This window comes from Streptomyces sp. NBC_00647 (assembly GCF_045207245.1).
Taxonomy (GTDB): domain Bacteria; phylum Actinomycetota; class Actinomycetes; order Streptomycetales; family Streptomycetaceae; genus Streptomyces.
Map to the genome: position 1 here is coordinate 9,918,750 of NZ_CP109040.1, position 23,776 is coordinate 9,942,525.

Consider the following 23,776-nt stretch of genomic DNA (forward strand, 5'->3'; position numbering starts at 1 on the left):
ACGGGTGCCGTCGGCTAGACGGGGCCGGCCGGCAGTGAGGAGCCAAGTGCACCGTATTCAGATTTCCGACCGGATGCCGCAGTGCTCCCAGTGCGGCAGCGACCTGATCGTGAGCGTTGTCGCGCCCAAGAACGACACCGCCGGTCGACCGATCCACCTTGAGCTGTGCACGGGGTGCGACGGTGAGAAGTCGGCCGCAGGTGCGCTCTTGTTCTGGTTCGCCTCGGGCGGCGGGCACGACATGGAACGAAGCGAGGAGGGCGCGCGGCTGCTGATGCGATGGACGAAGGAGGCGATGGCCGAGTACGGCTGGTACTGGCGTGGGACCGACGTGGACGCAGCCATCTCCATGCCCGGCCTGTCGCACGACGAGGCAGCCGCCCGCGACCTCATGAACCCGGGAACGACCGGCGGATTCCCCGAGGTCGACCAACTGCGGCAGGAACGCGACGCGCTGCGCGCCCAGTTGGCGAACGCCCACTCCGAGCAGCGCGGGCGGCTTCAGCAACGCATCCGTGAGCTGGGCGCCGCCATCGCCGGCCCACTCGCCACCGAGAGCGCACCCGATGGCTGTACTGACTCCTGAGCGGTCCGGCCGGCGCGTCGTGCCGGACACGGTGGAGCCGCTCCAGCCCGGGTACGGCACGGCCGGCAGGCGCCGCACGCCGACAGGGTGCGCCCCGTGGGCCTGATCGCGGGCGAGAGACGCGCAACGCCCTGACGTCGGGCCGCCGTTCAGCTCACACGGGGCGGGCCGCCGGCCGTGAGCCGCCGCGAGGAGTTGGTTGGTCGCAGCCACCTTCCCGTTCCAAGGGTTGCCGGGATTCGTGCTGTCCAGCAGCGCTGACACCGCACCAGTTGGGAACAGGGCGATGCCACGGCAGGCGCCATTGGGGCGCCCCGGTGATCGCGACACCGCTGGTGGGCCGCATACTCATGGCCGTCCGTGCCGTGAACGGGGACGGGCGCGCCGATGGCGTGAACTGGAAGGGCTGATGGGGGACATGAAGGTCGCGAACGAGCCGGTCATACCGGCAGAGATGGAAAGTCCCGCTCTGCGGACCCAGCCGACCGGAAGCCTTGCTCGATGGCTGCTGCGCCACCGGGTGCAGCCGGCCGGGCCCGCGGCAGGCGAGGGACACACCGAGCAGCACGCCTGGTGGAAGGTGATGTGCCTGACCGGGGTCGACTACTTCTCCAGCCTGGCCTACGTCCCGGCGATCGCCGCACTCGCGGCAGGGGAGGCGTCGCCGCTCGCGACGCTGGTGATCGTGGCGCTGACCCTGGTGGGCATGCTGCCGATGTACCGGCGGGTCACTCGGGAGAGCTCCGAGGGAGCGGGGTCGGTGGCCATGCTGGAGGACCTGCTGCCGTTCTGGTGGGGCAAGTTGTTCGTGCTGGTGCTGCTCGGCTTCGTTGCCACGTCCTGGATCATCACGATCACGCTGTCCACGGCGGACGCTTCCGTTCACGTCGTGGAGAACCCCTACTTCCCGCATGCCCTGCACGGTCACGAGGTCGCCCTCACCGTGGCGTTGCTGGTGGTGCTCGGCGGGGTGTTCCTGCTCGGGTTCAGCGAAGCGGTCAAGGTGGCCATTCCCCTGGTCGTCGCCTTCCTGGCACTCAACGCGGCGGTCATCGCCGTCGGCCTGGTCGACGTCTTCACCACGCCGGGCGCGTTCTCGGCATGGACGCACGCCCTCGGCGACGGGGGAGGCGGTCTCGGAGGCCTGGCAGGGCCCGCACTGCTGGCGTTCCCCCTGCTGGTGCTGGGCCTGTCCGGTTTCGAGACCGGCGTGAGCATGATGCCCCTCATATCCGCGCAGGGCAGCGACCCCGAGCAGCACAAGCAGTCCCGCATCCGCAACACCCGACGGCTGCTGACCACCGCTGCGCTCGTCATGAGCGTCTACCTGCTGGCCGCGAGCTTCGTGACCACTGTCCTCATCCCTCACAAGGAGTTCGAGTCCGGCGGTCAGGCGAACGGCCGGGCGCTGGCCTGGCTGGCGCACGAGAAGGTCGGCGAAGTGTTCGGCACCGCCTACGACATCAGCACCATCTCGATCCTGTGGTTCGCGGGCGCGTCCGCGATGGCCGGGCTCATCAACATCGTGCCCAGGTATCTGCCCGAATACGGCATGGCCCCGGAATGGGGGCGCGCCGTACGCCCGGTCGTGATCGTCTACACCGTGCTCTGCGTCGTCATCACGATCGCATTCGGCGCCGACGTCGACGCACAGGCCGGCGCCTACGCCACCGGCATCCTGGCCATGATGGTCTCCGGCGCGTTCGCCGTCACCGTGTCCGTCGTCCGCGGCGGCCGACGCGTGGCTGGTGCGGGATTCGCCCTGCTCACCGCTGTTCTGCTCTACGCGCTGGTCGCCAACATCGTCGACAAGCCCGAGGGAATCGCCATCTCGGGCATGTTCATCGCGGGCATCGTCGCCGTGTCCCTGATCTCCCGGGTCTCACGCAGCACTGAACTACGCGCCGACCGCATCGTGTTCGACACCAACGCGCGCCAATTCATCACCGACACCCTCGCGCACGACAACGCCATCAACATCATCGCCAACCGACGAGAGACCGGCGACAGCACCGAGTACGCCCACAAGGAACGGGAACAGCGCGGCACCAACCCCGTGCCCGGCCCCGCCGACGTGCTGTTCCTGGAGATCGACGTGGTCGATCCGTCCGACTTCAGCGACACCCTCTGCGTACAGGGCGTCGAGGTGGACGGCTACCGCGTCCTGCGCGCCGAGGCCCCGGCCGCTCCGAATGCCATTGCCGCGATCCTGCTCGCCCTGCGCAACGCCACCGGTGTCCAGCCGCACTGCTACTTCGCGTGGGCCGAAGGAAGTCCCCTGCGTCACATGTTCCGCTACTTCCTCCTGGGCCGCGGCGACACCGCCCCCGTCACTCGCGAAATCATCCGCAGCAACGAACCCGACCCTGACCGACGCCCCGGCATTCACGTCGGCGGCTGAATTCTCGAACCGCTCCGGCGTAGCAAGGACACGTCGGGAGCCAGGAGAAGTCGGGAACTTCAAGTGTCGACGTGGCGAGTGTGATCCACGCCATAGGGTGGGAGTGCATAGCGGGACCGGGGCCAGTGTCTTTGGCCAAGGTGTAAGGGTGTGGTCCCGGTCCCGCGGTCGTGCGTCGGCGTGCGAGGTCGATGAGGTGTGCGCCGTCCTGCAGTCCCACGCGGCTGTGGCAGAGGCCGACGGGTGCGGCAGGGACGTAAGGGGTCGACGTGATGGGGCAGTTGGGAGCCGAGGAGTCCGACCGGTTCGTGACGGCTCGGTGGTCGGCGTCGCTCGTGGGGCGAGCACCCGTGGACCAACTGCGCGACCCCCCCGGGGTGGGAGACGAGATCAACGCCGTGGGCGAACGGACCCTGCGGGAGGCCATGCCGGCGTTGCTGTCGGCGCGACAACGGGCTGCCGGGGTTCCGCGCCACACCAGGACCTGCCCGAGCAGCACGTCGCGGAAGTGCTGGGTGTCCGGCGGACACAGCTCGTTCGTCCAGCTCTCCACGAGTAGAAAGCTCACCACGTGATTCAAGAGAACACGCCCGCGTTTGCCGACGAGCAACGGACGGCGGAGCATCGCCCGCCGCTCTCCTGGGAGCGACGGCTGCGCCGCTTCGGGCACGTCGAGCGCCCGCGTACGTCCGTGCGCGACCGCCTGGTCGTGCCGTTTCCCGAACCCGGGTCACGGCTGTGGCGCACGCTCGGGCTGTCCCCGGTAGCGGCGTGCCGGCTGGCGCGCTGGTCGGAATGGGGCGGCCCACTGCTGGTGGCGCTCCTTGCCGGGCTGCCGCGCTTCTGGCGTCTGGGCAGCCCGTTCACGGTCGTGTTCGACGAGACGTACTACTCCAAGGACGCCTGGTCCCTGCTGCGGCTCGGCTACGAGGGCACCTGGCCGAAGAGCAGGATTGCCGACCCGCAGATCCTGGCCGATCCCCAGGTGATCCCGCTCTCCGACACCGGGTCCTTCGTCGCGCACCCGCCGACGGGCAAGTGGGTCATCGCCCTCGGCGAGTGGATGTTCGGCCTCACCCCGTTCGGCTGGCGCTTCATGACGGCGGTCCTCGGCACGCTGTCGGTGCTGATGCTGTGCCGAATAGGACGCCGCCTGTTCCGTTCCACACTGCTGGGCTGCCTGGCCGGAGCACTGATGGCGGTGGACGGTCTGCACTACGTGATGAGCCGGACCGCTCTGCTCGACCTCTTCGTCATGTTCTTCGTACTGGCCGCGTTCGGATGCCTGCTCATCGACCGGGACAGTGCGCGCGCCCGGCTCGCGGCGGCTTTGCCGGTCGACGAGGACGGCCGGGTGCGCCCGGACGGACACACCGGCGACCGTGCGGGGACGGGAGCCCGTCCCTGGCGGCTCGCCGCGGGCCTCTTCCTGGGACTGGCGGCCTCGACCAAGTGGAACGGCCTGTACTTCCTCGCCTTCTTCATGATCCTCACCCTGCTGTGGGACGTCGGCTCCCGCCGGGTAGCGGGCGCGCGCCGCCCCTACCGCGCCGTACTGCGCAAGGATCTCGGCGGGTCGGTGCTGTCCCTCGCCCCGGTCGCTGCCCTGACGTATCTGGCGACATGGACCGGCTGGTTCCTTTCCGACAACGGCTACGGCCGCCACTGGGCGGACGGCCGAGGCGGCACATGGTCGTGGATTCCGGCACCGCTGCGCAGCCTGTGGCACTACGAGTACGGCGTCTACCAGTTCAATGTCGGGCTGAGCACTCCCCACAAGTACCAGTCGAACCCCTGGAGTTGGCTGGTCCTCGGCCGCCCGGTGCTGTTCGACTACCAGTCGCCGAAACCCGGGGAAGAGGGCTGCCACGCGACGGCCGACTGCTCACAGGCGATCCTCGCCCTGGGAACACCGCTCCTGTGGTGGTCGGGATGCTGCGCACTCGTGTACCTGCTCTACCGATGGGCGCTGCGCCGTGACTGGCGCTCCGGCGCCGTTCTGTGTGCGGTGGGTGCCGGCTATCTGCCCTGGTTCTTGTACCAGGACCGCACGATCTTCTCCTTCTACGCGGTCGTCTTCGTGCCGTACCTGTGCCTGGCCGTAGCGATGATGCTGGGAGCGCTGCTGGGTCCCCCGGGAGCGGCCGGCAAGCGCCGCATACGAGGCGCGGTGGGCGCGGGCGTACTTGTCCTGCTCATCGCCTGGAACTTCATCTACTTCTTCCCGATCTACACCGGGCAGACGATCCCGTACGCCGACTGGCGCGCCAGGATGTGGCTCGACACCTGGATCTGAGCCCGGCCGCACGGCACACGCGGGCGACTCGCTCCCCACCTGCTGTCGCGGACCATCTGCCACAACGGGCCGCACGGGATTCCGGCAAGCGAGTGAACCGCCCCCCCCACAACGCCCCGCCGGAACCGCCCGCCCCCTGTGGTCGTCTTGTGCGCTGACTGTGTACGAAGCGGGGATGCGGGGGACGCTGTGACGCGGAACGTGACGAAGGCCGGGCTCCTGGTGGCGGCCATGGCGACGGTGCTCGGGGCCTCGGCCTGCGGCGGGGAAGCCGGCGCGGCGGCCGCGGGGGCCGGCGGGACGCTGCCCGCGCACGGGAAGGGGGAGTCCGTGGCGCCCTTCGGGCACGGGGCGTCGTCCGGCTCGGCGCCGACGTCTCCCGGCGCCGTGGGGAAGTTGTCCGGGACGCCGGCGTCACCCGTCACCCGGCACGTGCCGTGGAACCTGGACATCCTGGACCAGCGGTCGAGGCCGCTGAACGGGAAGCTCACCACCACCGCCAGGGGCAAGGGCGTTCACGTCTATGTGATCGACACCGGGATGGACATCGCTCACAAGGAGTTCGGCGGACGCGCCCACCGCGGCGCCGACTTCGTGGGCCCGAAGGACTCCGGTGACTGCTTCAGCGAGGGGGGCATCGGCCACGGCACGTTCGTCGCAGGCATCATCGGCGGGGCGAAGTACGGGGTGGCGCCCAAGGCGGAGCTCGTACGGGTCCAGGGCGTCCTGTGCGAGAGCGAGGAAGGCGGTTCCGCGGCCGCGGCCGAAGCGGCCGTGGTGAAGTCGGTCAAGTGGGTCACCGCGCACGCGCAGAAGCCTGCGGTGGTGAACATGTCGCTCAACTTCGACCACCGGTCGGCGGCCGTGGAGTCCGCCGTGAAGGAGATGGTCGACGCGGGGATCCCGACGGTGGTGTCGGCCGGCAACTTCCATGACGACGCCTGCAAGCACTCCCCGGCCGGCGTCCCCGGCACGATCGTCGTGGCGGCCTCCACCTCGAACGACCGCGCGTGGAGCGACGGCGGCTCCTACGGATCGGGTCACGGGCGGTGCGTGGACCTGTACGCCCCCGGCCAGAAGGTGACCGCCGCCCTCGCCGGCGGTGGTACGACCAGGCAGGACGACGGCGCGACGTCCTGGGCCGCGCCGCACGCCACCGGCGTGATCGCGCTGTACCTGTCGGCGCACCCCCACGCCACGGCTCACGAGGTCCACGTCTGGCTCGACCACACGGCAACCCGTGGTGTCGTGCGCGGCGTCCGCTCCGACACGCCCAACCGGCTGCTCAACACCGGCGGCCTGTGACCTGCCCCGGTCGCCCCGGTCGCCCCGGTCGCCCCGGTCGCCCCGGTCGCACGAGCGTCGCGCCTCACCGGGCCGGTGGGCGCACGTCGCGCCGTCACCGCGCCCACGCCATGGTCTTCGCAGTCTCACACGCCGCGTGCGCCTGGGCAGTTCTGTACGGCGAGGGCATGCGGCGGACCGCGCATCGTGCGGTCCGCCTCGCTCATGCCCGGCCTGTGGGCGACACCGGACGTCGGGGGAGTGGCCGGTTGTCCCCCGAACGCTGTTCGGAGCGCGTGACGCGGCACACATGTCCCTCCCGGCAGCCCGCGTACCAGCGACTTCACGCCGTTCGCGTGCGGTGACCGACTGTCAGAACGCCCAATTCCGCATTTAGTACCCGGGGTTACATCTGAGGCGCCGGTCGAACTTGCTAGTGTGTTACTCGTTGGTAGCAATCCGTAGGGGGCCACGGGGAGCCGGCGCGTGCATCGCCGCCGCTTCCCGGGCGGATTGGTCGAGAAGGACGTTCTGGCAAGGGGGCCAGGCGGACACGGCATCTGCGCGTACCTATGACGCGGCCTCTGAACTCCAGTCTTCTCACTCACTTATCCGAACAGGTGAGACTCCTCTTATGGCTCGTTCCCTGGTCGATCTGCTGACCACGCATGCCTCCCGACAGCCCGACCGGACCGCCTACCGGTACCTCCTCACGGGTGACTGCGACGGAGAGATTCAGGACATCTCCTACGGGCGGCTCGCCGAGCGGTCCCGGGCCGTCGCCGCCTGGCTGCAGGAGCGCGGCCTCGCCGGTTCCCGCGCCATGCTGCTGTATCCGCCCGGCATCGAGTTCATCTGCGGTTATCTCGGCTGCCTTTCGGCCGGGGTCGTCGCCGTGCCGGGCCTGCCCCCGCAGGGGCGGTCACAGAACCACCGCGCCCTGCTCCGGATGAAGCGCCTGATCGCCGACGCGGACGCCAAGGTGATCCTGGGCGGCCGCGAGGCGATCGCGGCCCTCGCCACCCTGTCGGAACACCTGCCCGAACTGGACGGGATCACCTGCGTCGCCACCGAGGACATCCCCGACGAGGCGGCCGGTTCCTGGCACGAACCCGACCTCACCGCCGACTCGGTCGCCTTCCTCCAGTACACCTCCGGGTCCACCTCCGCCCCGCGCGGGGTGATGGTGACCCACGGGAACCTGCTGGACAACGAGCGGGTCATCACGGAGCGGATGGGCCACACCCCGGACGTGATCGAGGAGTACGACCATGAACTCTTCGTCAGCTGGCTGCCCGTCTACCACGACATGGGCCTCATCGGCCCGGTCCTGAACGCGGCCTACCTCGGCGTGACCGCCACCCTCTTCTCCCCGCTGCACTTCCTCCAGCGGCCCGAGCGCTGGCTGAACGCCATCAGCCGGTACCGCCCGCACACCAGCGGCGGCCCCAACTTCGCCTACGAGCTGTGCCTGAAGAACGCCACGCCGGACCTGCTCGACGGCCTCGACCTGAGCCGGTGGAAGGTGGCCTTCAACGGCGCCGAACCGGTGCGGGCCGCGACCCTGCGCCGGTTCACCGAGACCTTCGGGGCGGCCGGCTTCCGCCGTGAGGCACTGTATCCGTGCTACGGCCTGGCCGAGGCCACGCTGATCGTCACCGGCAGCTCGGTGCAGGAGCCGCCCACCCTGGCCACTGCCACTGCCACTGCCACCGACGGTGCAGGGACCGGGCCGCACGCCGACGCGGCGGAGACCAGGTCGGCGGACGCGGCAGCGGTCGGCTCCGGCCGACCCGGCCCCGGCATCACCTTGGTGATCGCCGACCCCGAACGGCAGGAGGAACTGCCCGAGGGCGAGGTCGGCGAGATCTGGGTCTCCGGCGCCAGTGTCGCCAAGGGCTACTGGCGCAACGCGCTCGCCACCCGGGAGACCTTCCGGGCCACCCTCAGGGGTCGCGAGGGCCGCTTCCTGCGCACCGGCGACCTCGGGTTCCTGCGGGACGGCGAACTATTCGTCACCGGCCGTCTCAAGGACCTGATGGTCATCGACGGACGCAACCACTACCCGCAGGACCTGGAACTGTCCGCCGAGATGTCCCACTGGGCGCTGCGGCCCGGCTGCACCGCCGCCTTCTCCGTGGACGGTGGAGGGGAGGGCGAGCAGCCCGTCGTCGTCGCCGAGACGGCACCGGAGGCGGCGGGCGAGTCCGAGAAGATCATCGATCTGATCCGCGGCGCGATCGGCGAGGCACACGGCTTGCCGGTGCGCGATGTCGTGCTCGTCCACCCCGGCACCATCCCCAAGACGTCCAGCGGGAAGATCCAGCGCCGTGCCTCGCGGGCGGCGTATCTCGACGGCACCCTCTCCCTGGTGGGCGGGCCCGCGACGAGATGACCTATCCGGCCGGCGGCGTGCCCACGCGCCGTCGGCGGCTCAACGGCGGCCTCGGGTAGGTCCGTTCCTCATTTGTGCTTCGTGGGCCGTGGGTCGTGGGTCGTCGGTACGGCGGTCGTGCGACAGCGCCATGGGAGTCGCGCCACGCTCATACATCCACCGGAATCCGCCGCACGCCACCCGAGTTCACCGTCTGCCGTCTGCCGTCTGCCGTGCGTCGGCGGCATCAGTCGTACGCCCTGCGCACCCGTCGCGTCGGCCGTACGGAATCCACCTGAGCCCAAGTTCACGAGGACACCAGCCCAGATGCCTGCGAACGAGTCCCCGAAGCAGTTCCCCGAGACGTCCCCGACGACCTCCGAGGGGGTGCGGGTCTGGTTGACGTCGGCCGTCGCCGACGCGGCCGGGCTTGCCCCGGCGGCCGTCGCACCGGACCGCCCCATCGCCGAATTCGGTCTGGGATCAAGGCAGTTGGTGGTGTTGGCCGCGGGCCTGTCCGAGTGGACCGGGCGGCCCCTTGAGCCGTCCCTCGTCTTCGACCACCCCACGATCGCGGGGATCGCCGAGGCCATCTTCGACGAACAGCCCCTGGGTACGGCCGATCCGGCCCCGGCCTCCGCGCCCGCCGGCCTGTCCGTGCGGAACGACGACGACATCGCGATCATCTCCATGGCCTGCCGGTTCCCCGGCGGCGCCGACGACCCGGAGGCCCTCTGGCGGCTGCTCGCCGCGGGTGAGGACGCCGTCGGCGAGGTGCCCGCGGGCCGCTGGGACACTCAGGGACTGTACGACCCCGACCCGGAGGCCACCGGCAAGGCGTACACCCTGCGCGGCGGTTTCCTGACCGGCATCGACCGTTTCGACGCGGCCTTCTTCGGGATCTCGCCGCGCGAGGCCGCGGCCATGGACCCGCAGCAACGGCTGCTGCTGCAGACCGGCTGGGAGGCGATCGAGCGCGCCGGGATCGTCCCGGAGACACTGAACGGCAGCTCGACGGGCGTCTACATCGGCCTGTACGACAGCGGATACCTCGCCTCGGCCTCGCTGGACCGGCTCGACGGGCACGTCGGCACGGGCTCGGCGTCCAGCGTGGCGTCCGGGCGCATCGCCTACACCCTCGGACTCCAGGGGCCGGCCGTCACGGTCGACACCGCCTGCTCCTCCTCTCTCGTGGCCCTGCACCTGGCGGCGCGGGCACTGGCCGGCGGCGAGTGCGACCTCGCGCTGGCCGGAGGCGCGACGCTCCTCGTGACACCGCGCGGGCATGTCGAGTTCAGCAGGCTGCGCGGGCTGTCGCCGTCCGGGCGGTGCAGCCCGTTCTCCACCGAGGCGGACGGGGTGGTGTGGGCCGAGGGCTGCGGGCTGGTGCTCCTGAAGCGGCTCGCGGACGCGCGCCGGGACGGCGACCGGGTCCTCGCGGTCGTCAAGGGGTCGGCGATCAACCAGGACGGCCGCAGTCAGGGCCTGAGCGCGCCGAACGGTCCGGCGCAGGAACGGGTGTTGCGCGCCGCCCTCGACGACGCCGGGCTGCGGCCGGTCGACCTGGACTACGTCGAGGCGCACGGCACGGGCACGCGTCTCGGTGACCCCATCGAGGGCCGGGCACTCGCGTCGGTCTTCGGACCGGGACGCCCGGCGGACCGGCCGCTCGCCGTCGGCTCCCTGAAGTCCAACATCGGTCACTCACAGGCCGCGGCGGGTATCGGCGGCGTCATCAAGACGGTCCTGTCCTTGGGACACGAACGGCTCCCGGCGTCCCTGCACGCCGAGAACCCGACCGAGCACGTCGACTGGGCGGACGGCGGCCTGCGCGTGCACAGCGGCGGCGAGGCGTGGCCACGGCGCGGTGACCGGGTGCGGCGGGCCGGGGTGAGCGCGTTCGGGATCAGCGGCACCAACGCGCATGTGGTGCTGGAGGAGTCACCGGAGGACCTGACACGACCGGCCGCGACGCCGATGCCGACGCCGATGCTGACGTCGGCTCCCACGCCGACGCCCGCCCGGGGCACCCGTACCGGGCCGATGTCGGCACCCACTCCCACGACCGCCCGGCACCACGGTACCGGCGAGCCCGTCCTCTTCCCTTTGTCCGCCCGCACCCTCCCGGCCCTCCGGGGGCAGGCTTCCCGCCTGCTCGACGCGCTCGCCGCACAACCGCGCCCGGCCCTGCCCGAAGTGGCCGCAACGCTGACCCATCACCGCACACACTTCGAGCACCGCGCCGTCGTCCGGGCGGGCGACCACGACGAACTGCTCGCCGCGCTGCGCGGCCTCGCCGAGGGGAAGCCGGACCCCGACCTGGTCGTGGGCCCGCAACAGACCCTCCCGCCGGGCAAGTTGGCATTCGTCTTCCCCGGCCAGGGTGCCCAGTGGTCCGGCATGGCCCGCGAACTCCTCGACCGGTCACCGGTGTTCGCCGACGAACTCGACCGCTGCGACGCCGCGCTGCGTCCTTTCACCGTCTGGTCGGTGGCGGCGGTCCTGCGCGGCGACGAGGGCGCTCCGTCCCTGGAACGGGTGGACGTCGTCCAGCCGGTCCTGTTCGCCGTGATGGTCTCCCTGGCCGCGGTGTGGCGAGCCCGTGGCGTACGGCCGGATGCCGTGATCGGGCACAGCCAGGGCGAGGTCGCCGCGGCCTGCGTCGCCGGTGCCCTGAGCCTCAACGACGCCGCGGCGGTGGTCGCCCTGCGCAGCCAGGCCCTGACCGAGGTGTCCGGCACCGGGACGATGGCCGTCGTCGCCCTGCCGCACACCGAGGTCGAGGCGCGCCTCGCCGGCCTCGGCGGCCGGGTGTCCGTCGCCGCCGTGAACAGCGGCCGCTCGACGGTGATCGCCGGCGACGTGGAGCCGCTCGACGCCCTGCTCGCCGACCTCGACCGGGAGCAGGTGTTCGTCCGCCGCCTCGACGTCGACTACGCCTCCCACAGCGCCCGGGTCGAGCCACTGCGCGCGACGATCCTCGACGAACTCGACGGCGTCACCGCCTCCCCGTCCACCGTCGCCTGGTACTCCACGGTCACCGGCGAGCCGGTCACGGAGGAGCTGGAGGCCGACTACTGGTACACGAACCTGCGGGAACCCGTGCGCTTCGCGCCCGCGTTGGAACGCATGACGGTGGACGGCTACCGCCACTTCGTCGAACTCAGCCCCCACCCCTCCCTCGTCACCGCCGTGCGCACGGTCGCGGAGGACCTGGGCCACGAGGACCTGGTCGCCGTCGGATCGCTGCGCCGGGACGAGGACGGGCCCGCCTGCCTCGACCGGGCCGCCGCCGAACTCCACGTCCACGGACGGCGGATCGACTGGAGCCGCGTCGTTCCCGACGGGGAGGCGGCCGACCTGCCCACGTACGCCTGGGATCCGCAGTCCTACTGGATCGAGCCCGAACCCGGGTCCGGGGCCGTGGCCCACGGTCTCTTCGACCGCGCCGCGCACCCGCTGCTGGGCGTTCAGCTGCAGTCGGCGGACGAGACCCGCTGGACCTTCCGCAACGAATGGTCCCCGGCCACCGCCGACTGGCTGCCCGACCACGCCGTGTTCGGGCGGACCGTGGTGTCGGGCACGACCGTGATGGAGCTGTGCCGTGCCGCGCTCGCGGTGGCCCGCCCGGACGTTCCCGGCGACGTCACCGATCTGCTCCTGCTCGCGCCCCTCGTGCTGCCGGACACCGGCGCGGTCGAGGTGTCGGTCGAAGTGGTCACCGCCGGATCCGCGCCCGAGGTCACCGTGCACAGCCGACCGCGCGGCCAGGAGGTCCCGGGCTGGACCCTGCACGCCACCGCGTCGGCGGCCGCCCCCGCCCCGGTGACGGCCGCGCGGCCGCCCGTGTGGCCGGAGGCCGCCGAGTCGGCCTGGAGCGCGGGGACGTACGAACGGCTGGCCGCGCTCGGTCTCGGCTACGGTCCCTCCTTCCAGGGCGTCCGGTCGGCGGTCACGACCACCGTCGACGGTGAGCTGTTGGCCCGGCTGTCGCTGCCGGCCGTGGCCCGCGACGCGAGCGATCCGTACCCCGTCCACCCGGCGCTGCTGGATGCCGCCCTGCACGTTGCCGCCGCGCTGGACGCGTCCGACGGGCGGGTGCTGCTGCCGGTCGCCGTGGGCCGCTGCGTCCTGCCGCCGCCCGGCGGTGAGAGCGACCTCACGGCGCTGGTCCGGCGTTCGGGCGGCTCGGGGACGGACCTCACCCTCGATGTGACCCTGTGGGACACCGACGGCCTTCCGGCGGGCCGACTCGAGGACGTACGGCTGCGGGCCGTCGACCCGGCGGACCTGAACGGCGCCTCGGAGAACGGCCGTCACCTGTACGAAGTGGCGTGGACGGCCGTGACCGAACAGCCGGCGGCGGTACCGCGCGCCGCGTGGGCCGTCCACGGCGACCGCTCGGACCCGCAGGTCGCGGCCGCCCTGCGCGGCCTGGCGGCGGCAGGTGTCCAGGTGCGCGAGACGGGCGCCGACATCGCCGTACGATTCTGGCCGCGTCCGGAGGCCGATGCCGAACCGGCCGCCGCAGCCCAGGAGTTGGCCGCCGCGGCGCTGGCCGAACTGCGCGGCCTGATCGAGCCGGTGGACGAACAACCGCCCTCCCGGACCGTCTGGGTGACCCACGGCGCGGTCGCGACCGCTGCATCGGACACCGTGCCCGGCCTGGCCCAGTCGGTCCTGTGGGGCCTCGCCCGCAGTGCCCGGACCGAACACCCGCACCTCGGGCTGACCCTGCTCGACCTTGAGGACTCCGATCCCGCCGACGTCCTTCCGGCGGCCGTCGCCCATGTCGACGAGCCCGAACTCGCCTTCCGGGAAGGTTCCTTGCTCGCTCCGCGGCTGGTGCGTGCCCGCGCGGCCGACGCGCTGCGGATCCCGGCCGGTGACTGCTACGAACTGTCCGGTCCCGCGACCGACCCGACCCTGCGCGCTGTGGTCTCCCCGGCCCTGACCTCGGGCCAGGTGCGGATCCAGGTGCACGCCGTGGCGGTTCCCGGGCCCGGCGGAGAGCGACCCCGTACCGTCCGCGCCGGTGTGGTCACCGAGACCGCAGCCGATGTGACGGACCTGAGACCCGGCCTGCGGGTCGTCGGCCTCGCCGACACCCCGCCCGGTTCCATGGCGGTCGCCGACGCACGGCTGGTCGCGGTACTCCCGGACGAGATGCCGTTCACCACCGCGGCCGCCCTGCCCCTCGCGTCCGACGACGCCACCACTGCCGAAGAGGCGGCCCGGACGCTGCACGAGACCGTCGCCGGACGGGCGCGTCCGGCCCGCCCCCAGGTCCTGCCCGTCACCGCCGCACGAGAGGCGATACGGCGGGGCAGGGTGTCGAGCGCCCCTGTCGTCCTCGACCTCGTCGGCCACGGCGCGCCGGCGCCCACCGACGGCACGGTGCTCATCACCGGCGGGCTCGGGGCCGTCGGCCGGCACATCGCCCGGCTCCTCGCCGAACACGGTGTCCCCCGGCTTCTTCTGACCTCACGTCAGGGCGCTGCGGATCCCCGCGCCGTCGAGGTCACCGCCGAACTGACCGCGCTCGGAACCGAGGTCGAGATCGCGCAGTGCGACGTCGCGGACGCGACCGCCTTGGCCGGCGTACTCGCAGGCGTCGGCGACGAGTTGCCCCTGCGCGGTGTCGTGCACTGCGCCGGAATCCTGGACGACGGGGTGGTCGCCGAGCTGACGCCCGAACGCCTCGCGCGGGTGCTGCGCCCCAAGGTGGACGGCGCCGCCCATCTGCACCGGCTCACCGCCGACACCCCGCTCGACCTGTTCCTGCTGATCTCCTCGGCGGCCGGCGTGCTCGGCAGCCCGGGTCAGGGCAATTACGCGGCGGCCAACGTCTTCCTCGACCAACTGGCCCACCACCGGCGGGCCCTGGGCCTGCCCGGAGTCTCGGTCTCCTTCGGTGCCTGGGCGGGCGAAGGTCTCGCCGCCGAACACGCCGACCTGGACCGGATGGCCCGGCTGGGCCACCGTGCCCTCACCCCCGACCAGGGCCGCGAACTCGTCGAACTCGCCCTGCGCCGGGGCGCACCGCACCTGATCGCCTGGTCCCTGGACCTGCCCCGCCTGCGCGAGACCACGGCTGCCACGGACGACGGTACGGCAGCTCTGTGGCGCTCGCTGCTGCCCGCGCCCCGGACCGGTCAGGACGGCGGTTCCCCTCTGGCGGACCGGCTGGCCCGGCTCCCCGAGGCCGACCGCGCCGCACGCGTCCTGGCCCTGGTCCGCGAGGAGGCGTCGCGGGCGCTCGGCCTGCGCTCGACGGAGGCCGTCGGTCCCGATCAGCCACTGCGTGAGCTCGGCATGGACTCGGTCACGGCGGTGGAGCTCCGCAACCGCATCGGCACCCGGATCGGCGCCAGGCTCCCCGCCACCCTGCTGTTCGACCATCCCACCGTGGCCCGGCTCTCCGCCCACCTGCTGACCACCGCACTCGCCACGGACGGCCACGCCACCCGGCGCGGCGCACCCGATCCGCGGGCCCCCCACACCCCGGCGCCGGCGTCGGACGAGCCGCTGGCCCTGGTGGCCATGGCCTGCCGTCTGCCCGGCGGCGTGAGTGACCCCGAGGGCCTCTGGCATCTCGTCGCCGAGGGCCGAGACGCGGTGGGCCCGTTCCCGGCGGACCGCTGGGACGTGGAGTCGCTGCACGACCCCGACCCGGAGGCCCTGGGCACGTCGTACGCCAAGGAAGGTGGCTTCCTCGACGACCTGGAGTCCTTCGACGCGGGCTTCTTCGGAATCACAGCGAAGGAAGCGGCGGCCATGGACCCGCAGCAGCGGATGCTGCTGGAGACGGCGTGGGAGGCACTGGAGCGCGCCGGGATCGTGCCGGCCGAGCTGGCGGGCAGCAGCACCGGTGTGTACGTCGGCATGTTCGGCAGCGACTACCTCGCGGGCTCCCGGCTCGATGAGCTGGACGGGTACGTCGGCACGGGATCGGCGCCGAGCGTGGCCTCGGGCCGGCTCGCGTACACACTGGGCCTGAACGGACCGGCGCTGACGGTGGACACCGCGTGCTCGTCGTCCCTGGTGGCGCTGCACCTGGCGGCGCAGGCGCTGCGCGCGGGCGAGTGCGACCTGGCGCTCGCCGGTGGGGTGACGCTGATGGTGACGCCGGGGACCTTCGTCGAGTTCAGCCGTCTGCGAGGGCTGTCCCCGACCGGCCGCTGCCGCTCCTTCTCCGACGACGCCGACGGTGCCATCTGGGCCGAGGGCGCGGGCATGGTCGTACTGAAGCGGCTCGGCGACGCGCGGCGCGACGGCGACGAGGTGCTGGCCGTGCTGCGCGGTACGGCCGTCAACCAGGACGGCCGCAGCCAGGGCCTCTCGGCGCCGAACGGTCCGGCCCAGGAGCAGGTGATCCGACGGGCACTGGAGCTGTCCGGTCTTGAACCCGCCGACATCGACTACGTCGAGGCGCACGGGACCGGCACCACCCTCGGTGACCCGATCGAGGCGAACGCCCTCGCGGAGGTCTTCGGTGCCTCGCGCCCTCAGGGCCACCCGCTGCATCTCGGCTCGCTCAAGTCCAACATCGGTCACGCGCAGGCCGCTTCGGGCGTGCTCGGTCTGATCAAGGTCGTGCAGTCCCTGCGCAACCAGTCCCTGCCGCGCACCCTGCACGCGAGCACGCCCAGTCGCCATGTCGACTGGGACGACAGCGGGTTGCACCTGCTGCGGGAGACGGTCGCCTGGCCGTCGTCGGGCGAACGCGTACGGCGGGCCGGCGTGAGCGCCTTCGGGATCAGCGGAACGAACGCTCACCTGATCGTGGAGGAAGCCGATCCGGCCGAGCTCCCGCCCGAGGACGAAACCGCCTCGGGCAAGCGGCTGTTCGCGCTGTCCGGGAGAGGGGAGGCCGCCGTCCGGGGGCAGGCCGCACGGCTGGCCCGGTACCTGGACCAGGATGATGTCGCGCTGCCCGACGTCGCCCACACCCTGGCGCACCACCGCAGCCACTTCGAACGGCGAGCGGGGATCGTCGCCGGCGACCGGGACGAACTACGCGCACGGCTCGACGCGTTGGCGACCGGACGGGTCCCGCTGGCCCCGCCCCGTCCGGAGCAGTCCGGGAAGGTGGCCTTCGTCTTCGCCGGGCACGGCGGCCAGTGGCCGGGCATGGGCATGGAGTTGGCGGCCGAGTCGGAGGCCTTCCGCGAGGAACTGGCCTGTATCGACAAGGCGGTGCACGGCCACGTCGGCTGGTCGGTGCTCAACGTGCTCGCGGCACCCGAGGAGTTCGCCCCGCTCGACCGCACCGAGTACCTGCAGCCGGTGCTGTTCGCCGTCAACGCGGCCCTGGCCGCCGCCTGGCGTGCGCTCGGCGTCCGCCCGGACGCCGTGATCGGGCACAGCCTGGGCGAGATCGCCGCCGCGTACAGCGCGGGCGCCCTCACCCTGGACGACGCCGTGTCCGTGGTGACGGGGCGCGCCCGAGCGGTCGCCCCGCTGGTCGGACAGGGCGGCATGCTGGCCCTGGAGCTGCCGCGCACGGAAGTCGAGAAGCTGCTCGCGTCCCACCCGGACCGGCTGTTCGTCGCCGCGGTCAACAGCGCGCACTCCACGGCCGTCTCCGGCGACACCGAGGCGCTGGCCGAACTGCGCGCGCACCTCGAAGCGCGGGACATCCCGGTACGGCGGCTGACGACGCCGTTCGCTTCCCACACCCCCTTGATGGACCCCGTCCGGGCGGATCTCCTCGACCGGCTCTCCGGCATCCGGGGCACCCGCACCACGACCCCGCTGTACTCGACGGTGCTGGCCGAACCGGTGCCCGGCGACCGGCTCGACGCCGACCACTGGTACGCGAACCTCGGGCGTCCCGTCCGGTTCGCGGACACGATCCGGCGGATGCTGGACGACGGCTACCGCTACTTCGTCGAACTGAGCCCGCACCCCTCGCTCACCGCGTCGGTCGAGGCGGTGGCGGCCGAGGCGGGGATCGACGCGGTCTCGCTCGGCTCGCTGAGCCGCGGACGGGACGGACGGGGTGTTCTGCTGGGCCGGCTGGGGGAGTTGTACGAGGCCGGGCACACGCCCGACTGGCCGGTGCTGCTCCCGCGGGGCCGCCGGATCGACCTGCCCACGTACGCCTTCGCCCGCGAACGCCACTGGCGCGCACCCTCCCCGGCCACCGGGACGGCCGGGGGTTCACCGCTGCTCGGCACGCATGTCGAGGCCAGCGACACACCCGGCCGGCACATCTTCCAGAGCGACATCGACCTGCGCGACAGCCGCTTCGCCTACCTGACCGACCACCGGGTCAACGGCGAGGTCTGGCTGCCCGGCGCCGCCTTCCTCGACCTGGCCCTGGAGGCCGCGTCCGCACTGCGGGACGGCGGCGAGGTAGCACTGGCCGACGTGAGGTTCCTGCGGCCCCTGGCTCTCGACGCGCACCAGCCCGTACGGCTGCAACTGGTTCTGCAGCCCCCGGGGGCGGACGGCTCACGGGACTTCACCATCGCCTCGGCGGCCACCGGGGAGCGGCGCGCGCCGTGGGAGGGGCACGTCACCGGACGGATCGTCGACGCCGCCGCCGATCCCGTGCCCGACGCGCCCGCCGCGGCCGACGCGGGCGAGGAGCCCGCGGTGCTGCGCGAGCGGTGCGACGAAGAGGCCGACCTGTCCGCCGTCTACGCGGGGCTCACGGCCCTGGGCATCGACTACGGCCCCGCCTTCAGGCTCCTGGAGCAGGGGCACCGCACGCACACCGCGGCGCTCGGCCGACTCGCCCCGCGGCCCGCCGCCGGGCATCTGCTGCACCCCGCGGTCCTCGACGCCGCCTTCCACACGGCGGCCCTGCCGGCCGACGCGCCCGCGGGCCGGGCCTTCGTGCCCGCCGGTGTCGGACGGCTGCGCTTCACCGGCCTGCGCTCCGCGCCGGCGTGGGCGACCTGCCGCCTGCGCTCCGTGGACGGCGACACCGCGCTCGTGGATCTGCGGCTCTGGGACGAGAAGGAGCAACTGCTCCTGGAGGCGGTGGAGTTCGAACTCGCCGCGCTCTCGCCGCTGGACGGTGCGCTCTTCGAGACCCGCTGGCAGCCGCGCCCGGCGGCACAGGAGCGGCCCGGCGACGGCGGCTGGCTCGTCCTGGCCGACGAGACCGGGGTGGCCGACGCGCTCGCGGAACGGCTGGCCTCCGCTGCCGTACCCCATGTGATCGTGCGCAGAGGCGCGGCGTTCGGCGCCCAGAGCCCCGGCCGCTACGTCCTCGATCCGTCCGATCCAGGGCAGTTGACCCGCCTTCTCGACGAGGCCTTCCCCGACGGGCAGCCGGAGCGGGTGGTTCAGCTGACCGCCCTCGACGCGCCGGCCGTCGAGGACGCCGCCACGGCCGAAGAGGCCGCCCGGTACTGCTGCTTGAGCACCCTGCACCTGGTACGGGCGCTCACCGACCGTCCCCGAGGCCGTGCCCCGCGCCTGTTCGTGGTCGTACGGGGCAGCCAGGCCGCCGGTGACAGCACCCGGGTGACGCACCCTCAGCAGGCGCTCGCCTGGGGCTTCGGACTCTCGGTGGCCCAGGAGTATCCGGAACTGCTCACCACACTGATCGACCTGCCGGCCACGGACGACGGCGACGGCCTGTGGACGCAACTGCGGCACGCGGACGACGAACGGCTCGTCGCGCTGCGGGAGTCGGGCCGGCTGGTGCCACGGCTGGCCCGCACCCGCCCGGACGACGACGGGCACGGCGGGATCAGCCCGGACGGCGTGCACCTGATCACGGGCGGCCTGGGCGGCCTCGGCCGGGTGGCCGCCGAGCGACTGGTCCGCCGGGGTGCCCGCCGACTGGCCCTGCTCAGCCGGGGCGGGCCCGACGCGGCCGCGGAGAGCTGGATCAAGGGGATCGAAGCACGCGGTGTCACCGTGCACCTCGCCCGCGCGGACGTCGCCGACCGTGCCACGCTGACGGCCGCCCTGGACGCCGTACGACGTGAGGGGGGACCGATCGCCGCGGTCATCCACGCGGCGGGCGTCCTGGACGACGCCACGGTGGCGAACCTGACCGACGAACGCGTCCTGCGCGTGCTCGCGCCCAAGGTCCTCGGCACCACCCTGCTCACCGAACTGGCGCCGGAGGCCGAGAGGTTCGTCCTCTTCGCCTCGGCGGCCGGTGTCCTCGGCTCGGCCGGCCAGAGCCCGTACGCGGCGGCGAACGCCTTCCTCGACGCCTGGGCACACCACCTCTCCCGCACCGACCGCCGGGCGCTGAGCCTGGACTGGGGCGCCTGGACGGAGGTCGGCATGGTCGCCGGTTCCGGCACCCGGGCCGCCGAGACCAGCCGTGCGGGTCTGGTCGCCTTCACTCCGGCGGAAGGCGGAGACCTGTTCGAGCGGGTGCTCGCCACCTCCCGCCGCCAGCTCGCCCCCCTCGCCCTGGACCGGGCGGCACTGGACCTCGACCCGGACGCCGCGCGCACCCGCCCGATCCTGGGCGACCTGATCACCGCCGCCGCTGACCCGGCCGGCACGGACGACCTCGTCGCGCGGGTGTTCGCTGCGACGACGGACCAGGACCGGACCGCACGGCTCGAAGCGTATGTACGGGCCAAGATCGACCAGGTCTCCGGCGGTGCCGTCGAAGTGTCCGCGACCACGGCCCTCAAGGAACTGGGCCTGGACTCGCTCATGCTGGTCCGGCTGCGCAACGCCTTCACCCGCGAGCTGGGCGCCGAACTCCCGGCCGCCGCCGTCTTCTCGGCGTCCGACATCCGGGGTCTGGCACGGGCCCTGGGCGCGGTGCTGCCCGAACGCGACACCGGGGCCCGCGGACAGGAGCCACAGCCCGAAGCCGCCTCCGAGGTGCCCGAGAGCGAGCTGCGGCCCGCGACCCGCGACGTCGTGCGGCTGCTGCGCAGCGCCCAGCCGGGCATGCCGGACGCGGCGCACGCCGTCGGCCTGGCCGTCCGGCTCACCGCGCCGACCACCCGCGAGGCGCTCACCGACATCGTCGCCCGGCTCGCCGGACGGCACGCGGCCCTGCGCACGGCGATGGCCGCAGGTGGCGGACGGGGCCGACAGCTGCGGGTGGAGCGGCAGCCGGCCGAGCCGTTGCTGCGCTGGACGGACGTGCCCGCCGATGCCGTACTCGACGCCGACGACCGGCTGTCCCGGCTGCTGGAGCCGCCGTTCGACCTGGCGAGGACGCCGCTGTGGCGGTTCGAGCTGCTCGACGCCGGTACGCGTGGCCAGATCCTGGTGTTCGGCGCCCACCACGCGGTGAGCGACCTGCAGTCGCTGCTTCTCGTCGCGGGGGAGATCGACGCCGAACTGTCCGGGACCTCACTCGGCGACGCCGTCACCAACCGTGACATCGACCTGCTGATCGAGGCCCAGCGGACCGGCGACGCCTCCGGCGCCGGCACCACCGAGTGGCGCGAGGCCTTCCACGGCAGCGAGCGTCTCGACCTGACACTCGCCCGGCCGCGCCCGGCGACGCGTTCGTACCGGGCCGGGAGCGTGACCGTGGCGATACCCGACGGACTGATGGAACGGGTGTCGGCGGCCGCGAGCAGGCTCGCCGTCACACCGGCCGCCTTCTGTCTCGGCACCCTGACCGTCCTGCTGGCCAGGATGCGGGAGCGGGAGCGCTTCGTGCTCGCCGTGCCCGTCGACACGCGCATCCACGCCGACGCCTACGACGCGGTGGGCTTTTTCGGCGTACCGGTGCCGTTCCCGGCACAAGCGGCGGCGGGGGAGCGGATCGAGGAGGTACTGCGCCGGACGGACGCGCGCCTGGACCGGGTCATCGCGAAGGGCGCCATGTTCTCGGACGTGCTCTCGACCCTGGCCGGGCAGGGACTGTACCGGCCGAACGCCCCGCTGGTGGAGGTGTACTTCAACTACGTACGCTCCTCGGCGGCCCGCCTCGGCCGGCTGGAGGTGCTCCCGGCCGGAACGGGCTACTCCGACCTCGACCTCATGGTCACCATGACCCCGGACGCGGGCCGCGTACGGCTCGACCACAACCTCGACATCCTGGACGCGGTGACCTCCACCGAACTGGCGGAGGAGTTCCTGCGGCTGCTCGCCGCGACGGCCGACGACCCGACCGCGGCGGTCGGTACGACGGGTGCGACGGCAACTGCCGCGACGGTTGCGACGGCGACGCCGATCGCGACGGGCACGACCGCACCTCCGATCGCGACCGCACCTCCGCTCGCGACGGCGCCTCCGGTCGTGCGGGACCCCGCTGCCCACCCGCGCCGCACGCTCGCCCTCGCCGCCACATTCGCGCTCGGCAATCTGCCGCCGCTGTGCGAGGCGGCGATCGAGGAGGGCACGGGGGAAGGAGCAGGGGAGCGGGCGCGGGAAGAGGGCCCGACGGTCGCGGAAGCGCCGTACCACCAGGTGCTCGCCGCCCTGCGCGATCCCTCGGGCGTCTTCACCGACCCCACGACAGCGGTCGGTGTGGTGCTGCTGCGGGCGGTGGACCTGGAACGGTTCGGCCCGGTGACCGAAGCGGTGCTGACCGAACTGCGCACCGCCTACCCGGCCGCGCTGCGGGCCCTGTCCGAGCGGACCCGCAGACCACTGATCGTCGGCGTCCTGCCCTCGGCGCGGCAGGACGACCGCTTCGCGCTGTGGGAGAGCGACCTCCTCGCCGAGCTGGCCGATTCGCCCGGCATCGCGGTGCTGGGCCCGGACGACTGGACGCGCCACCACGCGGTCGCGGAACGCTTCGACGAAAGGACCGAACGGCTGGCCCATCTCCCCTTCACCCCGCATTTCCAGGCGGCGGTCGCCCTGCGGCTGGCCCAGGTCGTACGAGCGGTACTGCGTCCCGCGCCCAAGGTGATCGCGGTCGACGGCGACGAGACCCTGTGGGGCGGGGTCGCCGGGGAGATCGGCCCCGAGTCGGTGGATCTGACCGGACCGCGCGCCCTGCTGGCACGGAAGCTGCTGAGCTGGCGTGCCGCGGGAGCGCTGCTCGCCCTGGTCAGCAACAACGACGAGGACACCGTACGGGCCGTCCTCGACCGTCCGGACAGCCCGCTGAAGGCAGAGCATTTCAGCGTGCTCTCCGCCGGCTGGGGCCCGAAGCCGGGCCGTCTCACGGAGGCGGCGCGCACCCTCAACCTGGGGATCGACAGCTTCCTGTTCCTCGACGACAACTCTGTAGAGATCGCGAAAATGCGGTCGGCGCTGCCGGAGGTGCTGTCGGTGACCTGCCCTCCGGCGGCCGAACTGGACGACTTCCTCGGCCGGTTGTGGCCGCTGGTCCCGGCGGCGGCGACGGCCGAGGACGGACTGCGGGCAGGGTTCTACGCGCAGGAGCGGGAGCGGGACGCGGTGCGCGAGCAGGCCGGTTTCGAGGAGTTCCTCGCCCAGTTGGAACTCGAGGTCGACATCCGGGCGCTGTCCGGGGCCGACGTCGAGCGGGCCGAACAACTCGTGCGCCGCACCAATCAGTTCACGCTCCGTCCCCGGTCCGCCGACGCTGGCGATCTGGCGCGATGGCGGGAGCACGGCGAGGTGTGGACGGCCGCGGCACGGGATCGCTTCGGCGACTACGGCCAGATCGGCCTGCTCGCCCTGCGCGCGGACGGCGATCAACTCGACGTGCTCGCGTGGATGTTGAGCTGCCGTGCGCTCGGCCGAGGCGTCGAGGAACGGCTGTTGGAGTGGCTGGCCGACCGCGCCGACCGACTGGGCTGCGTGAAGGTCCGGCTGACGGCGGAGCGCACCGACCGCAACGTACCGGCCCGGCGTCTGCTGGCCGCGCTCGGCGGCGGCGACCAGGACGACGAGCACCTGGAGAGCGTGGTCACGCCGGAACAGCTGCGGGCCTTCCGCTCGTGGCGGCGGCAGTGAGCGGGG

7 protein-coding genes are annotated in these 23,776 nt (G+C 72.6%); all 7 read left to right on the forward strand.

Annotated features, from left to right (window positions below):
- Positions 1 to 46 precede the first annotated feature (46 nt).
- The 7 genes from OG788_RS43790 (at position 47) to OG788_RS43820 (ending at position 23,770) form a co-directional block, all read left to right on the forward strand.
- Positions 47 to 586, forward strand: a complete 540-nt coding sequence (locus tag OG788_RS43790) for a DUF6300 family protein (protein ID WP_406376449.1) — start codon at positions 47 to 49, stop codon at positions 584 to 586.
- Positions 587 to 1,040: 454 nt separating this feature from the next.
- Positions 1,041 to 2,987 (forward strand): amino acid transporter, encoded by a 1,947-nt coding sequence (locus OG788_RS43795; RefSeq protein ID WP_406377002.1) that lies wholly within the window; start codon positions 1,041 to 1,043, stop codon positions 2,985 to 2,987.
- A 272-nt stretch (positions 2,988 to 3,259) separates the two neighbouring features.
- Positions 3,260 to 3,562: a hypothetical protein gene (locus OG788_RS43800; protein ID WP_406376450.1), complete on the forward strand. Its 303-nt coding sequence runs from the start codon at positions 3,260 to 3,262 to the stop codon at positions 3,560 to 3,562.
- The gene (locus tag OG788_RS43805; RefSeq protein ID WP_406376451.1) at positions 3,559 to 5,283 is read left to right on the forward strand and encodes a dolichyl-phosphate-mannose--protein mannosyltransferase; all 1,725 of its coding nucleotides are present in this window, start codon (positions 3,559 to 3,561) and stop codon (positions 5,281 to 5,283) included. Before OG788_RS43800 ends, OG788_RS43805 begins: the two co-directional genes overlap by 4 nt.
- Before the next feature lie 189 nt (positions 5,284 to 5,472).
- Positions 5,473 to 6,588 carry a S8 family peptidase gene (locus OG788_RS43810; RefSeq protein ID WP_406376452.1) on the forward strand — a complete coding sequence of 372 codons (1,116 nt, stop codon included), beginning with the start codon at positions 5,473 to 5,475 and terminating at the stop codon, positions 6,586 to 6,588.
- Between the two features lie 613 nt (positions 6,589 to 7,201).
- The gene (locus OG788_RS43815; RefSeq protein WP_406376453.1) at positions 7,202 to 8,962 is read left to right on the forward strand and encodes a fatty acyl-AMP ligase; all 1,761 of its coding nucleotides are present in this window, start codon (positions 7,202 to 7,204) and stop codon (positions 8,960 to 8,962) included.
- Between the two features lie 306 nt (positions 8,963 to 9,268).
- Positions 9,269 to 23,770: an SDR family NAD(P)-dependent oxidoreductase gene (locus OG788_RS43820; RefSeq protein ID WP_406376454.1), complete on the forward strand. Its 14,502-nt coding sequence runs from the start codon at positions 9,269 to 9,271 to the stop codon at positions 23,768 to 23,770.
- Positions 23,771 to 23,776: the final 6 nt, after the last annotated feature.

Excerpts from the sequence above, each read along its gene's own strand:
- OG788_RS43795 (WP_406377002.1), top strand. The coding sequence starts at position 1,041 with ATGGAAAGTCCCGCTCTGCGGACCCAGCCGACCGGAAGCCTTGCTCGA.
- OG788_RS43800 (WP_406376450.1), top strand. The coding sequence starts at position 3,260 with ATGGGGCAGTTGGGAGCCGAGGAGTCCGACCGGTTCGTGACGGCTCGG.
- OG788_RS43815 (WP_406376453.1), top strand. The coding sequence starts at position 7,202 with ATGGCTCGTTCCCTGGTCGATCTGCTGACCACGCATGCCTCCCGACAG.
- OG788_RS43820 (WP_406376454.1), top strand. The coding sequence starts at position 9,269 with ATGCCTGCGAACGAGTCCCCGAAGCAGTTCCCCGAGACGTCCCCGACG.